The organism is Burkholderia sp. BCC0322 (genome assembly GCF_902833045.1).
In the GTDB taxonomy this organism is placed as follows: Bacteria; Pseudomonadota; Gammaproteobacteria; order Burkholderiales; family Burkholderiaceae; genus Burkholderia.
Genome location: NZ_CADFDU010000009.1, coordinates 220,374 through 245,390, shown reverse-complemented (window position 1 = coordinate 245,390; position 25,017 = coordinate 220,374). Strand labels below are relative to the sequence as shown.

Annotated in this window: 22 protein-coding genes; 3 read left to right on the top strand and 19 right to left on the bottom strand. The window is 69.0% G+C overall.

Translation table 11 applies throughout. From position 1 onward, the window contains the following. Positions 1–124: 124 nt before the first annotated feature. Positions 125–1,225, top strand: a complete 1,101-nt coding sequence (locus HWX39_RS24495) for an AraC family transcriptional regulator (RefSeq protein ID WP_175970366.1) — start codon at positions 125–127, stop codon at positions 1,223–1,225. Between the two features lie 19 nt (positions 1,226–1,244). On the opposite strand, the gene HWX39_RS24490 is transcribed toward HWX39_RS24495, so the two are convergent. From HWX39_RS24490 to HWX39_RS24415, 16 genes are all read right to left on the bottom strand, one after another. Beyond that, positions 1,245–2,750, bottom strand: coding sequence for a HAMP domain-containing sensor histidine kinase (locus tag HWX39_RS24490; protein ID WP_175970420.1), 1,506 nt, complete (start codon positions 2,748–2,750; stop codon positions 1,245–1,247). Next, the gene (locus HWX39_RS24485) at positions 2,750–3,469 is read right to left on the bottom strand and encodes a response regulator transcription factor (RefSeq protein ID WP_175952165.1); all 720 of its coding nucleotides are present in this window, start codon (positions 3,467–3,469) and stop codon (positions 2,750–2,752) included. The genes HWX39_RS24490 and HWX39_RS24485 overlap by 1 nt, the downstream gene beginning before the upstream one ends. Before the next feature lie 347 nt (positions 3,470–3,816). Then, positions 3,817–3,915: an entericidin A/B family lipoprotein gene (locus tag HWX39_RS24480; RefSeq protein WP_244135090.1), complete on the bottom strand. Its 99-nt coding sequence runs from the start codon at positions 3,913–3,915 to the stop codon at positions 3,817–3,819. Between the two features lie 28 nt (positions 3,916–3,943). Next, entirely contained in the window at positions 3,944–6,391 is a 2,448-nt protein-coding gene (locus HWX39_RS24475; protein ID WP_175970364.1) for an AsmA family protein, read from the bottom strand. Positions 6,392–7,001: 610 nt separating this feature from the next. After that, positions 7,002–7,148, bottom strand: a complete 147-nt coding sequence (locus HWX39_RS24470) for a DUF3096 domain-containing protein (protein WP_081436544.1) — start codon at positions 7,146–7,148, stop codon at positions 7,002–7,004. 524 nt (positions 7,149–7,672) lie between these two features. Then, positions 7,673–8,185, bottom strand: coding sequence for a low affinity iron permease family protein (locus HWX39_RS24465; RefSeq protein WP_175970363.1), 513 nt, complete (start codon positions 8,183–8,185; stop codon positions 7,673–7,675). 215 nt (positions 8,186–8,400) lie between these two features. Then, positions 8,401–9,156 (bottom strand): histidine utilization repressor, encoded by a 756-nt coding sequence (hutC, locus tag HWX39_RS24460; protein ID WP_175970362.1) that lies wholly within the window; start codon positions 9,154–9,156, stop codon positions 8,401–8,403. A 56-nt stretch (positions 9,157–9,212) separates the two neighbouring features. Beyond that, a complete protein-coding gene (gene hutH, locus HWX39_RS24455) occupies positions 9,213–10,706 on the bottom strand; it encodes a histidine ammonia-lyase (RefSeq protein ID WP_175970361.1) in 1,494 nt (497 codons plus the stop codon). A 7-nt stretch (positions 10,707–10,713) separates the two neighbouring features. Then, positions 10,714–11,505 (bottom strand): ATP-binding cassette domain-containing protein, encoded by a 792-nt coding sequence (locus HWX39_RS24450; RefSeq protein WP_175970360.1) that lies wholly within the window; start codon positions 11,503–11,505, stop codon positions 10,714–10,716. 27 nt (positions 11,506–11,532) lie between these two features. After that, positions 11,533–12,279 carry an ABC transporter permease subunit gene (locus tag HWX39_RS24445; protein WP_175970359.1) on the bottom strand — a complete coding sequence of 249 codons (747 nt, stop codon included), beginning with the start codon at positions 12,277–12,279 and terminating at the stop codon, positions 11,533–11,535. A 12-nt stretch (positions 12,280–12,291) separates the two neighbouring features. Further along, positions 12,292–13,014, bottom strand: coding sequence for an ABC transporter permease subunit (locus tag HWX39_RS24440; protein ID WP_175970358.1), 723 nt, complete (start codon positions 13,012–13,014; stop codon positions 12,292–12,294). A 92-nt stretch (positions 13,015–13,106) separates the two neighbouring features. Next, positions 13,107–13,967 carry a transporter substrate-binding domain-containing protein gene (locus HWX39_RS24435; RefSeq protein ID WP_175970419.1) on the bottom strand — a complete coding sequence of 287 codons (861 nt, stop codon included), beginning with the start codon at positions 13,965–13,967 and terminating at the stop codon, positions 13,107–13,109. 345 nt (positions 13,968–14,312) lie between these two features. Then, positions 14,313–15,476, bottom strand: coding sequence for a TIGR03364 family FAD-dependent oxidoreductase (locus HWX39_RS24430; protein WP_175970357.1), 1,164 nt, complete (start codon positions 15,474–15,476; stop codon positions 14,313–14,315). A gap of 251 nt (positions 15,477–15,727) precedes the next feature. Beyond that, entirely contained in the window at positions 15,728–18,112 is a 2,385-nt protein-coding gene (locus HWX39_RS24425) for an exo-beta-N-acetylmuramidase NamZ domain-containing protein (protein ID WP_175970356.1), read from the bottom strand. Further along, positions 18,067–19,308 (bottom strand): putative glycoside hydrolase, encoded by a 1,242-nt coding sequence (locus HWX39_RS24420; protein WP_175970418.1) that lies wholly within the window; start codon positions 19,306–19,308, stop codon positions 18,067–18,069. Before HWX39_RS24420 ends, HWX39_RS24425 begins: the two co-directional genes overlap by 46 nt. 205 nt (positions 19,309–19,513) lie before the next feature. Beyond that, positions 19,514–19,978: a carboxypeptidase regulatory-like domain-containing protein gene (locus HWX39_RS24415; protein ID WP_175970355.1), complete on the bottom strand. Its 465-nt coding sequence runs from the start codon at positions 19,976–19,978 to the stop codon at positions 19,514–19,516. Between the two features lie 409 nt (positions 19,979–20,387). On the opposite strand from HWX39_RS24415, the gene HWX39_RS24410 reads away from it, so the two are divergent. Then, complete coding sequence (locus HWX39_RS24410; RefSeq protein ID WP_175970354.1) at positions 20,388–20,900, top strand: lecithin retinol acyltransferase family protein; 513 nt, start codon at positions 20,388–20,390, stop codon at positions 20,898–20,900. A 32-nt stretch (positions 20,901–20,932) separates the two neighbouring features. Here the strand turns inward: HWX39_RS24410 and HWX39_RS24405 are convergent, their stop codons facing one another. From HWX39_RS24405 to HWX39_RS24395, 3 genes are all read right to left on the bottom strand, one after another. Beyond that, positions 20,933–21,121 (bottom strand): hypothetical protein, encoded by a 189-nt coding sequence (locus HWX39_RS24405; RefSeq protein ID WP_175970353.1) that lies wholly within the window; start codon positions 21,119–21,121, stop codon positions 20,933–20,935. Positions 21,122–21,284: 163 nt separating this feature from the next. Next, a complete protein-coding gene (locus HWX39_RS24400) occupies positions 21,285–22,076 on the bottom strand; it encodes a polysaccharide deacetylase family protein (RefSeq protein WP_175970352.1) in 792 nt (263 codons plus the stop codon). Then, entirely contained in the window at positions 22,073–23,035 is a 963-nt protein-coding gene (locus HWX39_RS24395) for a 1-phosphofructokinase family hexose kinase (RefSeq protein WP_175970351.1), read from the bottom strand. Before HWX39_RS24395 ends, HWX39_RS24400 begins: the two co-directional genes overlap by 4 nt. Positions 23,036–23,214: 179 nt before the next feature. Between HWX39_RS24395 and HWX39_RS24390 the strand changes: the two genes are divergently transcribed. Continuing rightward, positions 23,215–25,008 carry an adenosylcobalamin-dependent ribonucleoside-diphosphate reductase gene (locus HWX39_RS24390; protein ID WP_175970350.1) on the top strand — a complete coding sequence of 598 codons (1,794 nt, stop codon included), beginning with the start codon at positions 23,215–23,217 and terminating at the stop codon, positions 25,006–25,008. Positions 25,009–25,017: the final 9 nt, after the last annotated feature.

Below are 25,017 nucleotides of genomic sequence, written 5' to 3'. Positions count from 1 at the left end.
ACCGAAGCCCGCCGCGCCGGGTGGCGCCGGCGCGCGTATCAGGGTGAACCCCGTGGCGCCCGGAACCGATCCCGCGCAGAATTGCGTGCCGTCAACGATATCGATTCGGACGCAGGATGCTCCCATGCCGCGCAGTGCGCCCTTGAACCCGACGACCGCCCGCGCAGCCCGCCTGCCGGACATCGAGCCGACCCACGCGTTGCGCCAGCAGCGCTTCACGCCGGCCAAGCTGGCCGTGCTGCTCGACGTGGCGGCGCAAGCCGGCCTCGACCCGGTCGCGGTGCTCGACGGCACCGGCCTCACGCCGGCCGCCGTCGCGGACCCGTTCACGCTCACGTCGCCGCTGCAGTTCCTCACCGCCGCGCGCAATGCGATCGGCCGCTACGACGGCACCGATCTCGGCGTGCGCGTCGGCCACCGGCTGCACGCGTCGAGCTACGGGATGTACGGCTACGCGATGCTGTGCTCGGAGTCGCTTGCGCACGCGTTCGAATCGGCCGTCAAATATCACCGGCTCGCGAACGGCATGCTCGCGATCCGCTGGGTCGAACAGGGCGACACCGCGTCGTGGCAGTTTCCCGACCGGCACGAAGTCGCGCTGCCCGATCTCGACGAGCCGCTGTACCGTTTCCTGATCGACATGCAGTTCGCGCTGCACGTGACGATCATCAAGGACGTGATGGGTGCGTGGTGCGTGCCGGCGCGTGCGCAGTTCGCACAACCGCAGCCGGCGCACGCGGCGCTGCTGGCCGATGCGCTCGAATGCCCGATTGCGTTCGACCAGCCGCATCATGTGCTCAGCTACCCGGCCGCGTGGCTCACGCGCGCGCCGCAGCTCGCGAATCCGATCACCGCCGCGCAGGTGTCGTCGCATTGCGCGAGCCTGCTCGACGAATTGCGCAGCCAGGCCGGCGTCACGCGGCGCGTGTACCAGGAACTCACCCGCACGCCCGGGCAGTTTCCCGACATCGACGCGATCGCGGCGATCCTGTGCATCACGTCGCGCACGCTGCGCCGCAAACTCGAAGCCGAAGGCACGTCGTACAGCGACCTGCTGGCGAGCGTGCGCAAGGCGCTGGCAATCGACTACCTGACTACGACCACGCTCAGCACCGAGGACATCGCATTGTCGCTCGGCTTCAGCGACGCCGTGGGATTCCGCCACGCGTTCAAGCGCTGGACCGGCATGACGCCGAGCGACGTGCGGCGCAAGCGCGGCGGTTGAACGCGGGCATTGACGATGGTCAGCGCCCGTCGCCGGCAGCAGGCGTAGCCACCGCCAGCGCGAACTCGAACACCGCACCGCGCCCGGCCCGGTCGACCAGCCGGATGCTGCTGCCGTTGAGCGCCAGCATCCGGTGCACGATCAGCAGCCCGAGCCCGCCGCTCGTCACGGCAGCGCCGCTCATCGGCCGCTGCGGCCGCTGGAACAGCCCTTCGCGCCGGGCCGCCGAAATCCCTTCCCCGGTATCGGCGACGGTCACGAGCACGCGGTCGCCGCGCGGCTCCAGCGCGACCTCGACCTCGCCGTGCGCCGGCGTATGCCGCAGCGCGTTGTCGAGCAGGTTGGTCAGCACGCGCTCGATCATCCCGAGATCGGCCGACACGACCGGCACCCGCGGCGGAATCCGCGCATGCAGCGCGACGCCGCGCGCCTGCGCGGTCAGCTCGAATTTCTGGAACACGTCCTGCACGAGATCGACGAGCGAGAACGGCTCGCGCTCGGCCTGCACGCCGCCCGATTCGAGCCGTGCGAGCTCGAACAGCGCCTGCGCGAGCCGGCCGACCTTCGCGCTCTGCGCGAGCGCGATCGACAGGTAGCGCCGCCGTTCCTGCTCGGCGAGCGTGTCCGACTTCAGCGACAGCGTCTCCAGATAGCCGTGCAGCGACGTGAGCGGCGTGCGCAGGTCGTGCGAGATGTTCGTGATCAGTTCGCGCCGCTGCTGGTCCTGGTGCGTCAGCGCGCGCCACTGGTCGCCGATCCGGTCGGCCATCTGCGCGAACGCGGATTCGAGCACGACGATGTCGTCGCCGCGCCGGCCCGGCCGCGAGCGCGGCACCGGCGGCTGCGTGTCGGGCGTGCCGTTCGCGTCGAAGCGGCGCATCGCATCCGTGAGCCGGCGCAGCGGGCGCGTGATGAAGCTGAACGCGGTGAGGCCCGCGAGCAAGCCGAGCAGCGCGACCAGCGCCATCGACCACAGTGTCGTGCGCAGTACGTTGCCTGCGTCGACGCGCGCGGCCAGCCGGTCGTGCGCCTCGCCGAGCAGCACCACGTAGATGTAGCCCGACGGCGGCTGCCCCGCGCGCTGCAGCGGCGCGGCGCTGAACACCTTGCGCGCGTCGGGGCTGCGCGGGTCGTCGCCGAGGATCGGCAGCGGCTCGCCCGCGATGAAGCGCTGCACGGGCGCGAGATCGACGCGCTCGCGCTTCACGTGGCCGGGCGGCGCATCGTCGCCCTTGATGCGCCCCGCGTTGTCGAGCAGGTACACCTCGACGCTCGGGTTCACGCCCATCAACTGGCCGAACAGCGTGCGCACGGCATCCGGGCGCAGCCCGTTCGCATCCATCAGCGGCGCGCTGTGGGTCACGCTGTTGACGATATTGGCGGCCAGGTCGCGCGACAGCCCCTGCACGACTTCCTGCTCGCGCATGTCGTTCGCGCGGATCTGCAGCCACGCGGACGCGCCGGAGCACGCAAGCAGCAGCACCGAGAACACGAGCGACAGCCGCTGGGTGAGGGTGAGCTTCATCATGCGTCCCGCTGGCCCGGCGCGGCGAGCTTGTAGCCGCGGCCCCATACGGTGAGGATCCGCACGGGCTCGGCCGGATCGGCCTCGATCTTCGCGCGCAGCCGGTTGATGTGGGTATTGACCGTGTGTTCGTAGCCTTCGTGCTGATAGCCCCACACGGCATTGAGCAAGTCCATCCGCGAGAACACCTTGCCCGGGTGCCGCGCGAAGAAATACAGCAGGTCGAATTCGCGCGGCGTGAGATCGATGCGCACGCCGTCCACGCTCGCCTCGCGCGCGATCGGGTCGATCGCCAGCCCCGCGACGTCGAGCGTGCCCGCGTCGATCCGCGAATCGCGCGCGAGCGCATCGACGCGCCGCAGCAGCGCCTTCACGCGCGCGACGAGTTCGAGCACCGAGAACGGCTTGGCCAGATAGTCGTCGGCGCCGAGTTCGAGGCCGAGGATCCGGTGCACCTCGCTCGACCGGGCGCTGGTGATGATGATCGGCGTGTAGCGCGTCATCGCGCGTGCGCGCCGGCAGATTTCGAGGCCGTCGACGCCCGGCAGCATCAGGTCGAGAATCAGCGCATCCCAGCCGCCCTGCTCGAGCAGGCGCAGGCCTTCGGCGCCGTCCGCGCTGTGCACGACCTCGTAGCGCTCGTCGCGCAGGTGCAGGCTCAACACGTCGGCGATGTCGGCGTCGTCCTCGACGATCAGGATGCGTTTCGGTTGGTCCATGGCGGCGGGCGGCGGCACGGCGGTGCCGAGGTCGGGTATCGGTTCGGGCAAGCCCCGGTCCGGCTGGCCGGGTTCCCGGGGGTCGAATCGCGGCAACGGGCCGCGCTGCCGCCATTGTGCAAAATTTTGCGGCGGGGAGTGTTCACAATTAATTTATATTTCCCGTCGCCCGATGCCATGCGAAACGAACGCCAGTCGCCCGGAACCGAACGGGTGACCCATCGACGCGATAACCCGCGCGAAATCGACGTTACGATCCAGCAGCGCGTGTGCTGCGCTGATTCGCAGAGCATGAACGCGTTGACTTCGGCGCTTGCTTTCGGCGGCGCGCTCCCTGTCGGGCGCCATTATTTGGCTTCTTGCGCCTCATGCTTGATCGCCCGGCCGCCCGTGGAAACGTCCTGGCCTGCGCCCGCCACCGTCTTGCAACCATCGATAACGGCGATGCCGCCCGTGAGAGGAGGCCCGACTCCCTCACTTCGCATGCCGGGGTTCGGCACCCGCCGCCGCGGAAGCGGCGGAAGCCGCCGGCGGCACGCTCATGTACGCCGGCGCCGCCTTCGTCTTCTGTCGGACACCCGGTGGTGGCGCCGTCGGGCGCTGCGTCATGTCGGCCAGCATCTGCCCGCACGGCAACGGGCGACTGTGGCCCGGCTGCAGCAACGCGAGCAGGCTGGCGAGCGGATTCAGCAAGCCCAGCCCGACCGCCGCACCGCCACGCGCGATCAGTGCGCCAGCCTTCACCCCGACGTGTGGTTGCTTGAAGGACCCGGTGACATACAGCGGCGAGCGGAGCGATATCACCCGGAATCCCTTGGTATGGGGATGGATCGTCAGATTCATGGTCTCGTCCCGCAGGTTCACGTTGCCGTCCATGCCGATCACCGCATCCTCGGTGTCGAGCGCGAATACACGCGAGTCGAGCACGCCGTTGGTGGCCACGAAGTCGGCCACGCCGCAGTTGATCCTGACGTCACGTGTGCCGAACAGTTTCTCGTACACCACGTTTGCGACGTTCAGCCCCGCGGCTTCCATCAGCAAGAGACTCACCGTGCCATCGGTCACCAATGTCTTCACCTCGCCGTTGGACGTCGCCGCGAGCGCCGCCGGCGAATTGCCGGTGGCCGATAACGCGGCATCGCCGTTGACCTCGCCGAGCGCCGTTTGCATCACCGGGAACGTCGGGAACAGTTGCTTGAGTTTCAGATGCCGCGCCTGCAGCGAGAACCGCCCCTTGAGCGGCATGCCGCTGCCGTCCAGGTGGATGTTCGAAGCAAGCGTACCGCCCGCGACGCCGAAGTTCAGCGGGTCGAGCGTCAGCACGCCGTCATGCATCACGATGTGGGCCGACAGGTCGGTGATCGGCAAGCTCGCGCTCTTGACGATGCGCCGCCCGGTCAACCGAACGTCGGCGTCGATCTTCTTCCAGCGGTCCGTGCGAAATGCCTCGACCGGCAACGCCTTGTTCGCGGGCTGCGCGACCGCGGCGCCCCGCCGCGCCTTGCCGGCATTCGTGTCGGCGCCGATGAGCGGCGCAAGGTCGGAGAACTGCAGCAGCCTGGACACCAGCGTACCGGACAAGAGCGGCCTCGGTTCGCGCGACACGTACACCAACGTGCCGCCGAGATCGCTGCCGCCGACGCGTCCCGTGAAGTCCTCGTACTTGAACACGTTACCGGACGCCCGAAATTGGCCGATCAGTCGGCCGTCGGTCGCATAAGGCGAGGTTTCGGGTAGCGTGATGCCCGTGACGTCATACAGGTGGGCCATGCTCGTGCCCGCGAGCCACAGCCTGAGATCGACCGCGGCCAGGTGAGACGGATCGGCCAGCGTGCCGACGAGCGCCAGATGCGTATCGCCAAAGCGCACATCGGCCTGAACCGGAAACGGGCGTTGCGTGTCCTGCACGTCCAGCAAATTGCCGATCTTCCCCGTGCCGGCGACATTGCCCTGCTTGTAGGCCCCCTTGACGGTCCAGCCAATCGTGTAAATACCTACGCCGGTCGATGCGGCGGGCGCAGCGCCCGCCGATGCACGCGTTGTCGCCGGGGCCACTGCGCCCGGTGCGACAGCCGCGGGCGGGTTCGATGCCACCGGTGGGCCGGATGCGGCCGGGGCGATGGCGGCGCCGGATGTCGTCGCGACGGCATGCGAAGCAGCGACCAATGCTTGCGAGGCCGCTGCCGATGCACGGGACGCCGCGTCGGCACCCGACGCGGGAACCACCGGTTGCACCGAACGGGAGTGCGCCTGGGCCGCGAGCTTTCTTTGACCTGCCGGCCCGACGGTCTGTGCCGATTCGTGGTGCGCCAGCGCCTCCTGCTGCTTCATCACCGCGCCGAACGGAATCGGCTGGCCGAGCGTGTCGATCACCGCGCTCAGATCGAATTGCTTTTGCTGGTCGTAGTAGCCGAGATGGCCTTGGGCGAACGCGATCTCATGCAGGTCGAGCGTCCATCGGCCCGGTTGCGCGGGCTTCCTGAGCTTGAACGTCCAGTTGGCTCGACCGTCCTTCAGGCGCTCGAGGTCGACGGATGGATTGACCAGGTCGATTGCCGGTATCACGATGCGGCGAGCCATCAGCGGCAGCGCCTCGACCTCGAAACTGATCGCGTCCAGCGTGACGAAATACTGCGTGCGCGCCCAATCGGGATTGGAGATCGTGACGTTGCGTGCGATGAACCGCGGCCATGGCACCCAGGCGCGCCGGCCCCGCTCGCTCACGGGCCGGCGCCACCCGACATGCAAATCGCCGTTGATGGCGAACTGCCGTCCGATCGCGTCCGACACCTTGTCATCGATCCAGGGCCGGGCTTGATTCCAGTCGAACGTCACGATGACGATCACCAGCGCGGCAAGCGCCAGGGTGACGATCACGGCAAGCCACGCGGCCGCCTTGCCGACGGTGTGGCCGATGTGCATGGCTCACTCCCCGAGTTTGCTGCACGGTATTGCGCAATTCGTGTTCCTGAATATACGTTGAACGGTGATGTCTGATGATATCGACCCGCAAGCGCGTTCGACCGGCCGGGCGCTCGCGCGCAGCGTCCCGCCGAGGGCGCTGGCCACCCACGACTTCATCGTGCGCGCGAAGGTAACGGCCCTCTCGCCGAAGCCCCTCTAACACGACAGGTTCGTCGCCGGCGACGACGGCAGCATGACGGGTATCGCGCGCACTGCGCCGGACGCTCATGAGGCCGACGAACAGGTTCGCTTCGCGTGGCTCACCCGCCAGGACTGCAGCGCGAACCACCGGAAAGCGATGACGCTGCCGGCCGACGAACGCGATCTCGATTTCGTCGTGCACGTGGGCGACTACATCCATGAAACGGTCGGAACCTCTCCCCCTGGCCGCGCCCTCCTACGCACTGCGTGGCCGCACGCGATTGACCGTGCCCAGGGATTCAGTCGAGGTGCACGTCGAACGCACGCAGGTTCCGATGCGCCGTCTTATTTGAATGTCCTCTGCGTTCCCGCACATTCGCGTGCGTGCCCCGGTTCGGTCATGCACAGCGTCTCTCCACGCGGCGCGTCAGTGGAAATGTCCGCCGAACAGCCCGAGCAATCCTATGACGATCAGGTAGATTGCGACGATGTAGTTCAGCAGGCGCGGTACCACCAGAATGAGAATTCCGGCGATCAGCGAGACCAATGGGCTCAGGTTCGTGAATGCGTGCATGGCGTTGCCCTCTTGACAATAGATCGCGATTTCGCTGAGTGAAGCGCCGCTCCTGAAACACCCGAAACGATGTCGCTTGACAGTGTGTTTGCCACCCATCGACATCCGGTCAACCGGCGGGAGACAAGCGCTTGACCCGAGTCATACCGGCGACGGATCTCCGGGCGCCAGGCAAACGCTGCCGCGGCCACGGGCCGTACTGCATCAGGTTGTGCTTCGTCGCTGCACGCGATTCCCCGCAGGTGCGGAAGATTCTTTACCCCCGCAGGCAATCTGAACGAAGGACACTGGTCGTGCAGCGTTCACTTGCGGATCGGAGCGATTTGCGTGCCTGGCTCGGCGTGCGCGCCCCCGTGAAAATACTTCCAGGCCTTCGAGCCACGGCGTTCGCGCATCTCACGACGCTTCGTCGTGCCGAAGCCGTCACGCGCCGCGGCGGCGGGACAGAATTGACAAGCGCTTGAAAAAGCGTCCGCGGCTCACGTGCCGGTCGTTGCGCAGTCGCGCAGTCGCGCCGCCGCCCGTCAGGATTCCGGCGAAGGGTCGGCCGGCTTGCGATCGCGATCGGCGTCCCGTTTATCGTCTCCGGCGGCGACCCGCTTCGCCATGTCGAGGTAGGTCTGAGCCATCGCGCGCAGTTCTTCCTCCGACGCGTCCTCGATCCCGATCAGCCGGTCGCTGGCCGCGTGCGTGACGGCGACGAGTTCGTCGAGCTTCAGGTGCATCGCGACACTGTCGCGATTCTGGTTGCGCTGCAGCAGAAACACCATCAGGAACGTGACGATCGTCGTCCCGGTATTGATGACGAGCTGCCATGCATCCGAATAGTGGAACAGCGGCCCGGTGACGAGCCACAGCAGCGTGACGGCCACGGCACTGCCGAATGCGATCGGCGAACCGGCCCACACGGTCACGTGTGACGCGAACCGTTCGAACGCGCGCGTGACGGGATGCCGGACCGCGACCGCCCGAGGATCCGCCGAGGTCCGGTCGTGTGCGCCCGACCGGGCGCGGGATGGAGGGTTCGCTTCACGCATGGCCGCCTCGCGGAAAAGGATGTCGATCTCGGCGCACGCAATGGCACGGGCGCCGCCGATCCACGAGCAGCTTGCGTGCCCGGTCGACCGGCCCGCGCGAGCGGCCCGAACGCCGGTCGCGCGGGGTTCGCGCATCAGGCAGCCGGCTGCGCGACCCGCCCCGACGATCGCCTTCCGGTGGCGACGGCCAACAGCGGCAGCGGCCCTCCCCCTCGCTACACCCGCCCCGCCAGATGAAACCGCGACGCCGGATGCCACAACTGCACCGACGTCGCGACCTGCCCGCCGACCCACGTGCGCCGCCGCAGCAGCAGGCACGGTTCGCCGATTTCCATCACGAGGTGCCGGCGCACCTGCGCATCGGGCTTCTGCGCGTAGATGCGGAATTCCGCGCGCTGGATCGGCGCGAGCCGCACCATGTAGTGATTCGGCGTCTCGACCGTGAAATCCTGCTCGAGGTAAGCGGGAAACAGCGCGGGATTGACGTAGCGATCCTCGAACTGGATCGGCTCGCCCTCCTCGCAATGCACGATGCGCGAATGAAATACCGGCCCCGTACGCAGCCCGAGCGCTTCGATCGCTTCGGGATCGTCGCTGCTTTCGATCGACACCACGCGCGCACTGTGCCGATGGCCGCGCTCGGCGATCTCGTCCGCGATGTTGCGGATCTCGAGCACCGTCGATTCGTAATGACGGCGCTCGACGAAGGTGCCCGCGCCCTGGATGCGGGTCAGCACGCGCTCGGCAGTCAGCTCGCGCAGCGCACGCGACACCGTCATTCGCGCCACGCCGAACTCCTTCACCAGTTCGGCCTCGGTCGGAATCGCACCACCCGGCTTCCAGTCGCCGTTCGCGATCCGCTCGACCACATAGCGCTTGATCTGCTGGTAGGCCGGCAGCGCGCGCGCCGGCACGTCGTCGCCCGGTGCGGCACCCGGCCGGGCAGCCGTGTATCGTTCCGCTTCGTTCATGCGCCCTCGATCGAATGAAGGTTGGATGACCTGCCCACCATCGCACCGCCGCTGCTTCACGCCAGCGACGGCGGGGCGCCCGCGACGATGGCCGCCGCGCTCGCGATGTCGTCCGCGAGCGGCCGGTCGTCGTGATACGCCGGCACGCGTTCGCGCACGTAACGCCACAGCGCGTCGGTCGGTGCCGCCCGCAATGCGCGGTTCTCCTGAAGATCGTACGCCTGCGCGGCGGCCAGCAACTCGATCGCGAGCACACGCGTGGTGTTCTCGATGATATCGAGCGCCTTCAGCGCGGCCGGCGTCGCATGGCACAGGTGATCTTCCTGCAGGCCCGACGTGATGCCGCCGTCGAGGCTCGCGGGCGCGGCGAGCCGCTGGTTCTGCGCAACCAGCGCAACCGCGGTGTACTGCGCGATCATGAATCCGGAACACGTGCCGCCCGGCGTCGCGAGAAACGCCGGCAGCCCGCTCACGAGCGGATTGACGAGACGGTCGAGCCGCCGCTCGGCAATCGCCGCGACCTGCGCCATCGCGGCCGCGAGGCTGTCCATCGCGAGCGCGATGCCCGCGCCGACCGCATGCGCCTGCGAATGCACGGCCGGCGCGTCGCGCGTGCCCGCGACGATCGGATTGTCGGTGACGGACGCGAGCTCGCGGTCGACGACTTCCGCCGTGACCGCCAGCACGTCGCGCGCCGCGCCGTGCACGTGCGGAATCGTGCGCAGGCTGAGCGGATCCTGCGTATGCCGCCCGTTCGCCGCGGCGAGCATCGCGCTGTCGGCAAGCATCGCGCGCAGGCGCGCGCCGACGTGCCCGATGCCCGGCGAAATGCGCAGCGCCAGCGACGCCGGATCGAATGCGGCGAGTTGGCCACCGAGATTCTCGAAGCTCGTCGCCGCGATCCAGTCGGCCCAGTCGAGCAGCCGCTCCGCGCGCGCAAGCGCGAGCGCGGCGAGCCCGGTGACACACGGGGTGCCGTTGACGAGGCTCAGCCCCTCCTTCGCACCGAGCACCAGCGGCTCACGGCCGATGCGGCGCAGCGCCTCGTCGCCGCGCACGCGTTCGCCGCGGTGACGCGCATGGCCGTGGCCGATACAGACGAGCGCGACGTGCGCCATGTGGGTCAGGTAGCCGACCGAACCGTGTGCCGGCACTTCCGGCAGGCAATCGTGTTCGAGCAGCGCGACCAGCTGGTCGACGATGTCGGCGCGTACGCCCGAGTGCCCGTGCGCGTAGTTGTTGATCGCGGCGGCAATGATCGCGCGCGTTTCCGCCGCGCCGAGCGGTGCGCCGACGCCGACCGCATGGCTCATCAGGATGTTGCGCGATAACGCGCCCTGCTGCGCCGGCGACACGATCACGTCGCACAGCGCACCGACGCCCGTGTTGACGCCATATGCGCGAATGCCGCGCGCGACGATTTCCTCGACGAGTTCGCGCGCCGCGACGACGCGTCCGCGCGCGTCGTCGGACAACGCGAGCGGCGCGCCGGCCGCCACCGCCGCAATCTGCCGCCAGTCGAGCGGCCGTGCCGAACGGAATACGGTCATGGCTGCCTCAGTTCGCGGCGCGGTCATGATGGCTCGACACGAACTGGCGGAAGCGCTCGGAGCACTGGCCGCCGAACAGTTCGCCGGGCGTCCCGTCCGAATCGACCTCGCCCTGATGCAGGAACATCACGCGGTTCGACACATGCCGCGCGAAGCCCATCTCGTGCGTGACGACCAGCATCGTGCGCCCTTCCTCCGCGAGCGAGCGCATCACGCGCAGCACCTCGCCGACCAGCTCCGGATCGAGCGCCGACGTCGGTTCGTCGAACAGCATCACCTTCGGATGCATCGCGAGCGCGCGTGCGATCGCGACCCGCTGCTGCTGGCCGCCCGACAGATGGGCCGGATAGTAGCCGCGCTTGTCCGCGAGGCCGACGCGCGCGAGCAACGCCTCGGCCTCCTCGACCGCTTCCGCGCGGCTGCGCTTCTGCACGCGCAGCGGCCCTTCGACCAGGTTGTCGAGCACGGTCATGTGCGACCACAGGTTGAAGTTCTGGAACACCATCCCGAGCTGCGAGCGGATGCGATCGACCTGGCGCCGGTCGCCCGGATGCAGCTTGCCGTCGCGCGCGCGCTTCATCTTCAGTTCTTCGCCGGCGAGCGCGACCGTGCCGTCGTCGGGCGTTTCGAGCAGGTTCAGACAGCGCAGGAAGGTACTCTTGCCCGATCCGCTCGCACCGAGGATCGAGATGACGTCGCCTTCGTGCGCATCGAGCGAGATGCCCTTCAGCACGTGGTGATCGCCGAACGACTTGTGGATGTTCCTGACCGACAGGGCGACGGGAGCAGCTGTGTTCATCGAATTCTCCTGGATGGAAGGACGCGGTCAGGATGCGACGCGGCGCGCATCGCGTGCGCCGGCCGCGGGCGGGCCGGACGGCTTCGGCGCGCGCAGGTGGCCCGACAGCCGCCATTCGAGCGCGCCGAGCAGGCGCACGACGACGAAGTTCAGGCCCAGGTAGATGAGGGCCGCGCACACGAACACCTCGGTGGTTCGGTAGGTTTGCTGGATGATCTGCTGCGCGACGCCCGTCACCTCCCACACGGTCACGAGGCTGGCGAGCGCGGTCGACTTGACCAGCAGCACGGCTTCGGTCGAATACGCGGGCAGACACTGGCGCAGCGCGATCGGGCCGATCACGCGGCGCAGCAGCGCGAAGCCCGACAGGCCGATCGAATAGCCGGCCTCGATCTGCCCGACCGGCACGGCCATCAGCCCGCCGCGCAGGATCTCGGCCGTGTAGCCGGCGGTGCAAAGCGCGAGCGACAGCACCGCGCACACGTACGGCTCGCGCAGCAGCGGCCACATGAAGCTCTCGCGGATCACGCCGAACTGGCCGAGCCCGTAGTACACGAGAAACATCTGGATCAGCAGCGGCGAGCCGCGAAACACGAGGATGTACGCACGCGCGAAGCGGTTCGGCAGCCAGCGCGGCGACACGCGCATCGTGACGATCACGAGCGACAGCAGGCCGCCCAGCACGAGCGACGCGAAGAACAGGCCGAGCGTGGTCGGTACCGCCGCGAGCAGCTGGCGCAGCGTATCGAACAGGAAGTCGAAATCGAGTGACATGGGCGCGCTCCGTCAGTTGCGTGCGAAGTTGCGGCGGAACGACCGGCCGACGATCGCTTCGGCCCGGTTGAACACGCGGTTCGACAGCCCCGTCATGACCAGGTAGAGCGCGCCGCCCGCGACGAAGAACACGAAATACTGATGGGTCGAACTCGCCGCGATCTGGCTCGTGCGCAGCAGCTCGGCGAGCCCGGTGACCGAGATCAGCGCCGAATCCTTCAGGCTCAGCTGCCACACGTTGCCGATGCCCGGCAACGCGAAGCGCAGGACCTGCGGAACCAGGATGCGGCGCAGGACCATGCCGCGCGGCATGCCGATCGAGCGCGCCGCTTCAAGCTCGCCCTTCGACACGGCGAGCACGGCCGCGCGATACACCTCGGCCTGGTACGCGCCGGAAATCATTCCCACCGCCAGCGCGCCGATCACGAATGGCGGCACGCCGATGAAGCCTTCCGCGCCGAACCACTGGCCGACGGCCGTGACGAGCGTCGAGCCGCCGAAATAGAACAGGTAGATGACCAGCAGCTCGGGCACGCCGCGAAACACCGTCGTGTACAGGTCGCCGAGCAGGCGGGCGCTGCGGTAGCGCGACAGCTTCGCGGCCGCGATGCCCGCGCCGATCACCGCGCCCACCGCGAGCGCGGCAAGCGTCAGCGCAACCGTCATCAGCGCGGCGAGCAGCAGCACGCCGCCCCAGCCTTCGGTTCCGAAGCCCAGCATTTCAAGGATCGCCATGCGTGCCTCCCGGCAAGCGTTGATTGGATCGGCAGGATGTACGCCGCCGCGCGCGGCTCATGCCGCGGGCGCGGCGGCGGCCGGACGCGCGCTTACGGCGTGACGTCGGTCTTGAACCATTTGTCGGCGAGCTTCTTCACGGTGCCGTCCGCGAGCGCGGCGCCGATCGCGGTATCGAACTTCGTCTTCAGGTCGGCATCCTGCTTGCGGAAGGCCAGCCCTTCGCCCGGCCCCCAGATCGGCCCGCCGAGCTTCGGGCCCGCGAGCACGATCGATGCGTTGTCCTTCTTCGCGTTGTTCGCCGCGTAGTACGTGACATCGTCGAACGATGCGTCGATACGGCCGGCGACGAGGTCGAGATCGCGCTCGGGCGAGGTCTTGTACACGCGGATCGACGCGATGTCCTTGAAGCTGTCGTTGATGAACTTCGTATAGACGGTGCCCGACTGGATGCCGATCGTCTTGCCTTTCAGTTGCTTGCGCAGCGCGTCGACGGTGGGCTTGTCGGCGTTCGCGTCGCCCGACAGCTTGACGATCGGCGCGCCCGGCGCCGCCTTCGGCAGGATCTTCGTATCGGTGACGGCGAACGTCGCGGGCGTGGCCGCATAAGGACGCGAGAACAGCAGGATCTTCTCGCGCTCCGGCGTGATCGAGATCGCATCCATCAGGACATCGAACTTGCCGGCCTGCAGCCCCGGAATCATCCCGTCCCAGTCCTGCGCGACCATGTTGCACTGCACCTTGATACGCTCGCACACGTTGGCGAGCAGTTCGGGCTCGAAGCCGCCGAGCTTGCCGCCCGGCAGCGTGAGGTTCCACGGTGCGTAGCCGCCTTCGAGCGCCACCGTCACGGTCTTCCATTCCTTCGCCTGCACCGGCGCCGAAAGCGTGGCCGCAGCCGCCGCAATGATGCCGATCGTCCTGACTGCCCACTTGATGCGCTTGCCGTTCACGAGATTTCTCCTTGCGTTGAAGTTCGTCATCCCCTCGGTCATGCAAGCCTCAGGAATTTGTCTATACAAGCATGCAAGAAGAAAAACGGAGCGACAAGCGTTGATCAAAAAAAACCGGGTAAACGCGGGAAATCCCCTAATAACGGGGCTTTTTCGTGCCTCTTCGCGGTGATTCGCGGCACGAACTTGGTGCATTCCGTATGATCTTTCTGTCAGGATGACTAGACAAATTCATGATTCGCCTGTTTCGCTAAACACACTAAATCACCCGTCGAATGCCACCGTCATGCCTGCAAGCGCATCGGCGGAATCGGGCATGCGTGCCGGCCGCGTACGCCCACGCCGTCACCACGCGGCAAACACGTCCCGCGCGATGCCGAAGCCCGTGCTCATCCCGGCGCCGCTCGTCACGACGACGACGCGCGTGCCGTCATCCGGCGCCTCGATCACGCAATCGGCATCGGGCGCCGACGGATAGCTGCCGGTCCAGCGTTCGACGATGTCCAGTTCCGAGATATCGAGCGTCTCGTGCAGCAGACGCAGGATCTGGGCGTCGATCTCCTGCGTCGCAAACGGCAGCGGTGCGGCGCCGTATTCATGCGAATCGCCCACGACGAGACTACCGTCGGCGCTCTGCACCGCGATCAGGTGGATGCCGTAACCGAGGCACACCGGTTCCTCCGCCTTCAGGCGCGTGCGCAATGCGTCGGCGGCGGGCAGCGCCGCGAAACCCGCATACCGCAGCAGGCTCAGGTCGCTCATCACCGCGGCGCGCAGCGCCAACGGGCGGCGCGGCCGCACGCGCAGCATCTGCAACTGGCACAGCCGGACTGCGTGCCGCGCGAACCAGTCACCGTACAGGTGGCGGCTGTCTGCATTGCCGCAGACGATCACGCGCTCCGCGTGCAACACGCCGCGCGACGTCCGCACGGTCGGCGTGCGCACCTCGTGCACCATCTCGCCGTAACGAAACCGCACGCCGAAGCGCTCCGCCAGCCATGACGCCAGCAACCCGATTGCGGTACGCGGCTCGATGCGCAGTTCATGCGGGCTGTGCAGCACGCCTTGCGCGCCGTCCAGCCGCAGTTCCGGCGCCACGGCCGCCGCTTCGCCGGGTGTCATGACCCGGCAGCCGTCGGCCATGCCGGTCTGCATGAAGGCATCGATCAGCTGCATCGCCTCGGGGCGACGCGCAATCAGGTGCAGGCCCCGGTGAAGCACGTCGATACCGGCTTGCGGCGCGACGTCCGCCCAGACCTCGCGGCTCGCCCGCGCACGCCGCCAGCTGTGTTCGGCGTGCTGCCCGGTGACGGTGATGAAGCCGAAATTGCGGATCGACGCGCCCACGCATGCGGCATCGCGCTCGATCAGGCAGACGCTCAACCCCTTGAGTGCGGCCGTATAGGCATGCGCGAGGCCGACGATGCCGGCGCCGACGATCACCACGTCATAGGAATCCGCCGCTGCGATGGCATTCACGATTGCACGTTCCTTCTGTCGAGATGACACGCGCCGCATCCCGTCGACGGCTCCCTGGAGCGCGTCGAACGGGCCGGCTCGCGCCGTTCGTTCCCAGGACTGTCGCCCGATCCCGCACTATCGCGACACGAAATGACATCCGCATGAAAAGCCACAAAACAGCATGAATTGGCAAATTTTGCCATCTCGACGCATGGCGAGGGTACGCGTCGACCAGGGAGCGCAGCGCGTTCGTTTCCGCGCGTCGCCTGCAGCAACCCTTCCAGCAGCCGGTGGCCGTGTCAGTACAGCAGAAACGCCGCGCGCTCGCGCCCGAATGCGGCATTGCGTGCGTCGACCGCCCGTTCGATATCGCCGAGCGGCCGCCCCGCTTCCAGCATGTCCGCCACCTCGCGCGAGCCGACCGACGCGCGAATCGCATCGATCCGGAATGACGCCGGATAACGCCGGTGCAGTGCCAGCGCGAGCGCAAACCCGATTTCACCCGGCCGCGTCGCGCCGGGCCGCCGCTCGATTCGCACGCCTTCGCACAACCTGCCGCGATACGGCCCCTCCGTCGGCACGAAGCGGACCGGCGTGAACGTCGCAGCGAGCCCCGTCGCGCGAAGATCGCCGGCGAGGATGCGCCCGTCGATCCACGGCGCGCCGATCACGTCGAACGGCGTCGGGGTCCCGCGCCCCACGCTGAGCGCCGCCCCCTCGATGAGCCCCGTCTCCGGATACAGCGACACCGCGGCGGCATCCCGCAGGTTCGGCGACGGCGGCACCCAGCCGAGGCCCGTATCGTCGAATCGCATCGCGCGCGCGTAGTTCGCCATCGGCACCACGGTGAGCGCCGCGCCGATGTGCCGCCGTTCGTTGAACAACCGCGCGAGCTCGCCGATTGTCATGCCGGGCTGCAACGGCAACGGGTAATAACCGGTGAACGTGGCCGGCTCCGCATCGGCCACGGGGCCGCCGGCCACGTCGGCGCCCAACGGGTCCGGGCGGTCGAGCACGAGCACCGGGCGGTGCGCGGCGGCCGCCGCCTCCAGCGCGTAGCCGAGCGTCGCCAGGTACGTGAAGAAGCGCACGCCCGCGTCCTGCAGGTCGATCACCAGGATGTCGACGCCGGCGAGCCCCTCGGGCGCGATCCTGCGCCGGTCGCCGTAGAGGCTGTGAACGGTCACGCCCGTCGCGGCGTCGGTCGTGTCGCCGAACGTTTCGTCGACGTCCGTGCCGAGCCCGTGCTCGGGCGCGAACAGCGCGACGAGCCGTGCGCCCGGCGCCTGCGCGAGCAGGTCGGCCGTGCGCCGGCCGAACCGGTCGAAGCCGCTTCTGTTCGTCAGGAGTGCGATTCGCTTGCCGGCCACCGCGGCGAAGCCGCTCGCCACGAGCACGTCGATGCCGGCCAGCACCGGCCCGTGCGAGACCGGCAACCGGCCGGCCTGCGCAACGGCCGCCGCCATCGTCGGCACGCGCGCCGCGATCTGCGACGACGCTACCGGCGCGGCCGCGCTCGACACGATGCCGAGCACGAGCGCACGCAACGGCATCGCGGTGCCGGCTTCGCCGGGATACAGCCGGCTCGTCAGCACGATCGCGAAGCGGCGCGTCACGGGATCGATCCACAGCGCCGTGCCCGTATAGCCAAGGTGCTGCAGCGCGCCAGCCGGCGGCAACCGGTAGCGGTTGGCGACGAGCGGCGGCCCGACCTGCCAGCCGGGTGTATGCCAGTCGCCTTCGGCGTCGAGCGTAGCCGGCGTCTCGAGCACGGCGACGCTGTCGTCGCCGAGCACACGTGCCGTGCCGAGCGTGCCGCCGTTCAGCAGCATGCGCGCGAAGCGCGCGAGGTCGTCGGCACTCGCGAACAGCCCCGCATTGCCCGCGACGCCGCCCATCGCGGCCGCGATCGGATCGTGCACGCGCCCCCGCAGCAACCTGCCATCGCGAACGATCGTCGGCGCGACGCGTGCCGACGTCGCAGGGCTCGACCTGAAGGCCGTGTCGGCCATGCCGAGCGGCGCGAATACGTGCCCCGCGCACCACGCGTCGAGCGGCTGCCCCGACACGCGCTCGACGATCTCGCCGAGCGCAACGTAGTTGACGTCGCTGTAGCGCACCCGCGTGCCGGGCGGATCCGCAGGCGCCATCGCGACGATATCGGCGAGCACGGCGGCACGGCTGCGCAGTGCGCGCGACGACGACACGCCGGCCGGCAGCCCCGATATGTGCGCGAGCAACTGGCGGATCGTGATGGCGGCCTTGCCGTGCGCGTCGAACGCGGGCCAGTAGCGCGCGGCCGGCGCGTCGAGGTTCAGCAGGCCGCGTTCGGCGAGCTGCATGATCGCGACTGCCGTCGCCACGGGCTTGGTCAGCGACGCGAGATCGAACACGGTATCGGCCGTCATCGCCTCGGCGTGCTCGCCCGTCACGCGCAGGCCGCGCGCCACGCGCACCTGCACACCGCGCGCGTCGCCCGTCTCGACCACCGCGCCGGCAAGATGGCCGTCGGCGATCTCGGCGGCGATCGCCGCATCGATCGCGGCAGCCTGCGGCTGCAGCGCCGTCGCCGCGTCGGACGCTGCGGCGGGCGCCGCGCCGGCACCGGCCGGCATCAGCGCGAACAGCAGCGCGCCGGTCAGCGCGGCAGCGCAGCGGGATCGTAGCGATTGCGCGGATTCCACAGCATCCACCCGTCCGTGCCGGCCGCGTCGGCGGCGTCGGCCTGAGCGCGAATATCCGCCGCGTCGAAGGCGCGCCGGTCGAATGCATAATCGCGAAACGCCTGCAGCCACGGCCGGAAACGCACGCCGTCGAGCCCCGTGCGGCGCATCGCCTCCGCGAGCGAGCGCCCGACGATTTCGCCGGGGTGATCGGTCGGCTTGCGGCAGCCCGGCAGGCCCCACGTGAATCCCGACGGATACAGCATCGGCGAAATGTAGTCGACCAGCCCGCCCAGTGTGTCGAGCCGCTGCCCGATCTGCGTGTCGTCGGCGTTCCAGCACACGTAGCCGAAGATGTCGGCCGACAGGTAGACGTTGTAGGGCCGCAGCCGGGCGCGCGCGCCTTCCAGGAAGCCGGTGATCGCGGCCACGCGGTTCGCCTCCGTGTTGGGCTCGCCGAACCGCAGGCCGCTCGCGTCGGGAAAGCGCAGGTAGTCGAACTGAATCTCGTCGAAGCCCATCCGCGCAGCCTCCTCGGCCACGTCGAAGTTGTGCTCCCGTGCGGCGCGCACGGTCGGGTCGATCCACCGCAGGTGCTCGCGATCGCGCCAGATGGCGCCGGCCGCGTCGTGCACGGCCCAGTCGGGATGGGCAGCCGCGAGCGGATCGTCCTTGAAGACGACGATGCGCGCGATCAGGTACAGCCCGCGCGCGTGGAATGCGCGGATCAGCGCCGGCAGGTCCGCCACGCGCGGGCCCGCCTCGCCGGTCGCGCCGATCGCTTCGCGCGCGCCGCTGCGATACGGCGTCATGCCGCGATCGCCCTTGACGTCGATCACGAACGCGTTCACGGCCGTGCGGCCCGGCAGCGCGAGCGCCGCGTCGCGCAGCGTGCGGTCCGCGAGGCCGTAGGCCGACAGGTAGACGGCCTTGGGACGGAACGGCACGAGTGGCACCGTGCGCGCCGTCTCGCCGGCGGCGAGCGCGACCTCCACGCGCGCATAGCCGGGCGCGGTCACGCTGAGCGTCGTGTCGGCCGACGGCGCGGCAAACTCACCGGCGGCCGACGCGATCAGGTTGCTGCCCGACGCATACCCAACCGCACCCGCCACCGGCCGGCCGCTGCCGGCATCGACGACCGTCACCGAGACGGTTCCGGCGAAGGCTGCGACCCAAGTCATCGCCAGCAGCATGCCTGCGAGCATGCGGCCGAGCATCGCTGCGCGCTGCCCCCCGCGCCGCAGCGGTTCATGCCGGTGCCGCACGGCACACGGCACGCAGACGATTGCCCGAAGATTCTTCAATGCACACCTCGCGACGCGAATTCGTGTGGACATTGTTACGAAGCCAGCGGAACGGCCCGTGAGGCAGATCAACGGCGCGCATCGCGCACCACCCGAAGCGCTCGATCGAAGCGTGCGTCTACGGCCCGGCGCCCGGACACCCACCGCAAAGCCGTATCACGCCGCGCCGCTCGGGGTTCTGCCAGTAAAACCGCACGTCGACGCCGCCGCGCGCCGGCACGACGACGTGCCGGACCTCCTGGACGGCCCGGTCGTGCGCCGACACCGTATATCGCCCCGGCGGCACGCGCGCGAACAGGAACGGGCCGGCCGTGTGCGCGTCGAGGATCGTCGACTTGCCGGACGTCAGCGTGACATCGACGTCGGACAGGTAATGGCCGGCCTTCGTCGCGAACATGATCCGCAGGTTGTAATGCGGCGCGGCGGCGTGAAACGCGGCGACCTCCTCCGCACCGATGCCGCCCGTGATGTACGCGGCGCCGTTCTGCTCGATCGGCTCGGGCAGCGCTTGAGCCAGCACGCTCGAGGCAGTGGCCAGCAAACAGGTCGACAGCAGCAGCGACCCGGCGATTCCAGTCCGCATGTCATTCTCCCGGTTCATGCACGTGGGTGGCGATGCGGCTCGTTCGTCCGGCCGCGTCACGGCCGGCGTGCCGCGACGTGACGCATTCGCATCGTTGACGAAGCCAGCGTCGCGCGAAACGCCGATTTCCCGTTGACGCAGGTCAAGCGCACCCGACCGGGCGGTGCGGCGTGCCCTCACGGCACGGCGGCGACGGCCGGCGCCGTTGTCCGTTCCGGCTGTCAGCCGATATTGCATCGCGCGTCGGAAATTTCCGACACGGCGGCCCGACATCGGACAGCAAGCTCAGACCACGCTGATTGTCCGGCCCGGGTCCGCCGCCAATACTGGAGACGTGACAGGACGCAACGCATTCCGCGGCTGGCGAGCAGGTTTTCCGCACGGCCGCCGCAGGATCCAGGAGCTGGCCATGACTCACCCGAGCGCAGCACAAGCCGACGACGCCACGCCGGATCGCGACCTTCCGGTCGGCGCGCACCTCGTGACCCGGCGCCCCGGCTACGTGCATCACGGGATCTACATCGGCAACGGCAACGTGATCCACTACGCGGGCCTGGCGCACCGGCTGAGCGGCGGCCCCGTCGAAATCGTCTCCGTCGACGGCTTCTGCGCCGGTTTCGAACTCGCGATCGTCCGGCACGCGCGGACCCTGTACGACGGCACGGAAGCGGCGAGGCGCGCCGCGTCGCGCCTCGGCGAATGCCGTTACCGGCTGCTCACCAACAACTGCGAGCACTTCTGCCTGTGGTGCCTGTTCGGCGTTGCAAGGAGCGATCAGGTCGCGTCGTGCCTGCGCAACCCTGTACACGGCGTCGCGGTCGTCGTCATGCTGCTGGCTTGCGTGCTGGCCGGGCGGCTGCATGCGGCATCCGTCGAACGCACGCCGGACGCGCACGCCTGCCCGGCTCGCTGCGGGGCCTAACGCCGCCCGAATCGGCATGACGCACCCGCCTCTCACCCGAGCCGGCGTAAATCGGCATGCCCCCGCCCCCAGCGCTTCGCCTGCGCGATCGCGATACGGATCGCACTGCCCTCGGCACGCCCTTGGCGCAGCAGCGCGTTGGCGATCTCGATCGCCTTGCCGCGCACCGGCGGCGACAGGTTCCGCATAGACGGCGGATAGCGTTCGTCATCCCACGGCATGGTCGGTTCCTCTCGTACCGGTGTGCATCCCGATGTGCCGGTCAACGAGGCACGCGGCAGCGCCGCGGCGCGTGTACCGGCGCCACGGGATCCCGCCGGGCGTGGACCCGAACGGAAACGGCATCCGCGAACGGTGGCGGCAAACCCGCGATCCGGCGATCAGTCACTGTTTCTCCCCGGTGGTTTGCAGCAATCCGTCCATGCATCGCGTATCGCACGCATCCGTCATCAGGTAGCGCGGCAGCGCCATCGGGGAATCCGTGAGCCGAACGGGGCGAGCCTCGATCGTGAACGCCGCGACATAGCCTTCCCGAGCGGCCAGTCGATCCGTCTGCGTGTCATGGATACCGAACGGCCAGGCCAGCAGCCGGACCGGCCGGCCGGTTTCGGATTCGAGCCGTTCGCGGGAGCGGCTCAACTGGATCGACACGAATCGTTCGTAATCCTCCGCAGTGCGCCGCGCGCGTTCGGTGCGGAAATTCGGATGCCAGTAGGTATGCGACTCGATATCGTATCCGCCGGATTGCCCGAGCACGCGCAGCTGGTCCCATGTCATCGCGTAGCTCGCGTTGGAAATCGCCGACGGATAGATGAACAGCGTGACCGGTACCGGATGCGCGGCCAGCAGCGGGCGCAGCACGTCGTAGACGGAACGGTGGCCGTCGTCCACCGTGATCGCGACCGCCCGCGGCGGTATCGCGTCCGTCTGGCCCGCGTGCCAGCGCACGATGTCGGCGAGCGGCACGATGCGGTAGCCGCTCGCGTCGATCGCATGCAGTTGATCGAGGAACGTCCCGGGGCGCACCGTCATCGAATCCAGGCGTTGCGCCGCAAACCTGTGATAGACGAGGATCAGCACGCGTTGCGGCACCGGCTCGCCCGTCCCCGCGCCGGCGGGCGATACCTGCGGCAAGCACGACAGCAGCATCAAGCAGACGATCGAGCGGACCCTCATGCCGCACCTCGAGCAATGGCCGTGCCGCCTGCCTGAGCAACCAGTTCCGCATGAATCCGCTCGACGTCGGCGCGCGTGCACAGCGCCGTGCCGGGATGCTCGACCGACGCGGCCGATGCCGCCAGCGCATAGCGGCACGCATCGTCGAACGGCACGCCGCGCGCCAGCGCCCAGACCATCCCGCCGACGAAGCTGTCTCCGGCGCCCACCGTGCTGCACACCGTCGCGAGCCTGCCGGGCAGGCGCAGCGCACGCTCGCGCGTGACGACCCATGCGCCGCGCGCGCCGAGTGTCACTGCAACGATGTCCGCTCGCCCCTGCGCGACGAGTTCGCTGGCCTTGTCGCATGCCGACGCCTCGTCGAGCGCTGCGCCGGCCAGCGCGCTCAGTTCGTCGAGGCTGGGCTTCACGAGATGAACCCCGGCGTCGAGCGCCGCGCGCAGCGCCGGGCCCGCCGCATCGACCACCACCCGGCTGCCGTTTGCGGCGGCCGTCCGCGCGAGCGTGGCGTACAGGTCATCGGGTGCGCCGGGCGGCAGGCTGCCGCTCAGCACCAGATAGCGCGGCGCGGGTCGCAGGGCCGCGATGCGTGTCGCGCAGTCGCGCCACTCGGCTGCCGTGACCGACGGCCCCGGCATCAGGAACCGGTATTCGCGCCCCGTCGCGGTTTCGGTCACGCAGACGTTCTCGCGCGTCTCGCCGGCGATCCGCAGGCGCACGGCCGGCACCTGCTCGGCTTCGAGCAGCCGCGTCAGCACATCGCCGGTCGGCCCGCCCGCCAGGTACAGCGCGACGCAGTCGCCGCCGAGCCGATGAACGGTCCGCGCGACGTTGATCCCGCCGCCGCCCGGATCCCGCCGTGGCCGCGCGCAGCGCAGCTTGTGCGTATCGACGATGTGTTCGACCGACGTCGAGACATCGACGGCCGGATTCAACGTGACGGTAACGATCTCGGTCATGGCGCGTAGCCGGTAAAAGGCGCGATTCGCGGGCCGGCTCTGGCACCACCTTACGTGCGCCCCTTCGCGCGACATTGACGACCGTCAAGCCATGCCGCAACAGCGCCGGGTTGCGCTCGATCAACGAAGCGGACGGGGAGGCTCTTACAGTGAGTCATCCGTCGTCGCCGAGCCCCGCCATGGACGAGCAGCCACTTTGCACCACCGTGCTCGCCGAGCGCTATGCGCAGCCCGGCGAAACGTCGCGCGCGGCCGTCTTCCGGCGTGTCGCCCATGCACTGTCGCTCGCCGAGCCGCCCGCGCTGCGCGCGCGGGCCGAGCGCATGTTCTTCCTGAACCTGCAGCGCGGCGCGATCGGCGCCGGTCGCATCATGGCGAATGCCGGCTCGAAGGCCGGCGGGACGATGATCAACTGCTTCGTCCACCCGCTCGCGGTTCCGTTGGACCTGCCGCTGCAGGGTGTCGATGCGGCGCTCGCGCAGGCGCTCGACGACGCCCGGCTCACGCTGCTGATGGGCGGAGGAATCGGCTACGACTTCTCGCCGGTGCCGCCCGCCGACGCATACGAACGCCGCCTGTCGCCCGAACGCGGCGTATGTGCGGCGATCGACCGATTCGATGCGATGTGCCGCGCACTACCGTTCACCGGCCCGCGCCGCGGCGCGCAGATGGGCGTCCTGCGCTGCGACCATCCGGACCTGCTTGCGTTCGTCACGGCCAAGCGCGGGCGATCACGCTGGCCGACCTTCAACCTGTCGGTCGGCATCACGGACGCGTTCATGGAAGCGGTCACGCACGACCTGCCATGGGCGCTCGTCCACCACGCGCCGCGCCATGCAGCCGCCGTTGCGTCGCCCCGGCGGCCGGACGGGCGCTACCTTCATGCGACGGTTCCCGCTCGCAAGATGTGGCAAGCGATCGTCAACGCCGCACGCGACAGCGCCGAACCCGGGCTGCTGTTCCTCGACACGATCCGCGACGCGAATCCAATGCGCGAGCACGAGCGGATCGACGCGACGAACCCGTGCGGCGAACAGCCGCTGCCGCCCTACGGCAGCTGCGTGCTCGGGCCGATCGACCTGTCGCGGTTCGTGCGCCATCCGTTCGGTATCGACGGCATGCCATGCTTCGATTTCGCGACGCTTGCCGACGCGGTGCGCGTCCAGGTCCGCCTGCTCGACGACGTGCTCGACCTCACCGCGTGGCCGCTCGCCGCGCACGCACGTGAAGCGCATCGGACGCGGCGCATCGGTGTCGGCGTGACGGGCCTGGGCGACGCGCTGACGATGCTGCGGCTGCGCTACGACAGCGTCGACGCGCGCGCATGTGCGCGCAGCATCGCACTGACGATGCGCGAGCACGCGTTTGCCGCATCGGCCGCGCTGGCCGCCGAGCGCGGCGCGTTTCCCGCCTATGATCCGGCCGCTTACCTGACCGGCCCCGCATACCGCACGCGACTGCCGCTGAAGGTGCATCACGCGATCGCGCGGCACGGGCTGCGCAACAGCCATCTGCTGTCGTTCGCGCCGGCCGGCAGCGTGAGCCTCGCGTTCTGCGACAACTGCTCGAACGGCATCGAGCCGGCCGTCGGCTGGACGCAGCGCCGGATGGTCCGCACGGTCGACGGACAGGTGCACGCATTCCGGGTGCAGAACCACGCTTACCGGCTCTTTCGCGCGCTGCACGGCGACGGCGTCGCGCTGCCGGACTATTTCGCCACCGCGGCCGAGATCGCGCCGATCGATCACATCGCGATGCTCGCGGTGCTCCAGCCCTGCGTCGATGCCGGCATCTCGAAGACCGTGACGACGGACAGCCAGTGTTCGCTGGCTCAGGTCGATGCGTTGTTCTTCGCGGCATGGCGCGAACGGCTCAAGGGCATCACGGTGTTTCGGCCCGATCCGCGGCTCGCGTCGGTCGTCACCGACGACACCGCGCAATTGCGCGACCGCGCGGTCTGCATCGGCTGTTGAGCGGCCCGA

Coding starts and splice junctions, on each gene's coding strand:
- HWX39_RS24405 (WP_175970353.1), bottom strand. CDS start 21,121: ATGCCGTGGGATGACGAACGCTATCCGCCGTCTATGCGGAACCTGTCG.
- HWX39_RS24485 (WP_175952165.1), bottom strand. CDS start 3,469: ATGGACCAACCGAAACGCATCCTGATCGTCGAGGACGACGCCGACATC.
- HWX39_RS24445 (WP_175970359.1), bottom strand. CDS start 12,279: ATGTCACTCGATTTCGACTTCCTGTTCGATACGCTGCGCCAGCTGCTC.
- HWX39_RS24415 (WP_175970355.1), bottom strand. CDS start 19,978: ATGCGGACTGGAATCGCCGGGTCGCTGCTGCTGTCGACCTGTTTGCTG.
- HWX39_RS24465 (WP_175970363.1), bottom strand. CDS start 8,185: ATGCGTGAAGCGAACCCTCCATCCCGCGCCCGGTCGGGCGCACACGAC.
- HWX39_RS24475 (WP_175970364.1), bottom strand. CDS start 6,391: ATGCACATCGGCCACACCGTCGGCAAGGCGGCCGCGTGGCTTGCCGTG.
- HWX39_RS24495 (WP_175970366.1), top strand. CDS start 125: ATGCCGCGCAGTGCGCCCTTGAACCCGACGACCGCCCGCGCAGCCCGC.
- HWX39_RS24450 (WP_175970360.1), bottom strand. CDS start 11,505: ATGAACACAGCTGCTCCCGTCGCCCTGTCGGTCAGGAACATCCACAAG.
- HWX39_RS24440 (WP_175970358.1), bottom strand. CDS start 13,014: ATGGCGATCCTTGAAATGCTGGGCTTCGGAACCGAAGGCTGGGGCGGC.
- hutH (WP_175970361.1), bottom strand. CDS start 10,706: ATGACCGTATTCCGTTCGGCACGGCCGCTCGACTGGCGGCAGATTGCG.
- HWX39_RS24410 (WP_175970354.1), top strand. CDS start 20,388: ATGACTCACCCGAGCGCAGCACAAGCCGACGACGCCACGCCGGATCGC.
- HWX39_RS24395 (WP_175970351.1), bottom strand. CDS start 23,035: ATGACCGAGATCGTTACCGTCACGTTGAATCCGGCCGTCGATGTCTCG.
- HWX39_RS24420 (WP_175970418.1), bottom strand. CDS start 19,308: ATGCTCGGCCGCATGCTCGCAGGCATGCTGCTGGCGATGACTTGGGTC.
- HWX39_RS24400 (WP_175970352.1), bottom strand. CDS start 22,076: ATGAGGGTCCGCTCGATCGTCTGCTTGATGCTGCTGTCGTGCTTGCCG.
- HWX39_RS24390 (WP_175970350.1), top strand. CDS start 23,215: ATGGACGAGCAGCCACTTTGCACCACCGTGCTCGCCGAGCGCTATGCG.
- HWX39_RS24470 (WP_081436544.1), bottom strand. CDS start 7,148: ATGCACGCATTCACGAACCTGAGCCCATTGGTCTCGCTGATCGCCGGA.
- hutC (WP_175970362.1), bottom strand. CDS start 9,156: ATGAACGAAGCGGAACGATACACGGCTGCCCGGCCGGGTGCCGCACCG.
- HWX39_RS24490 (WP_175970420.1), bottom strand. CDS start 2,750: ATGAAGCTCACCCTCACCCAGCGGCTGTCGCTCGTGTTCTCGGTGCTG.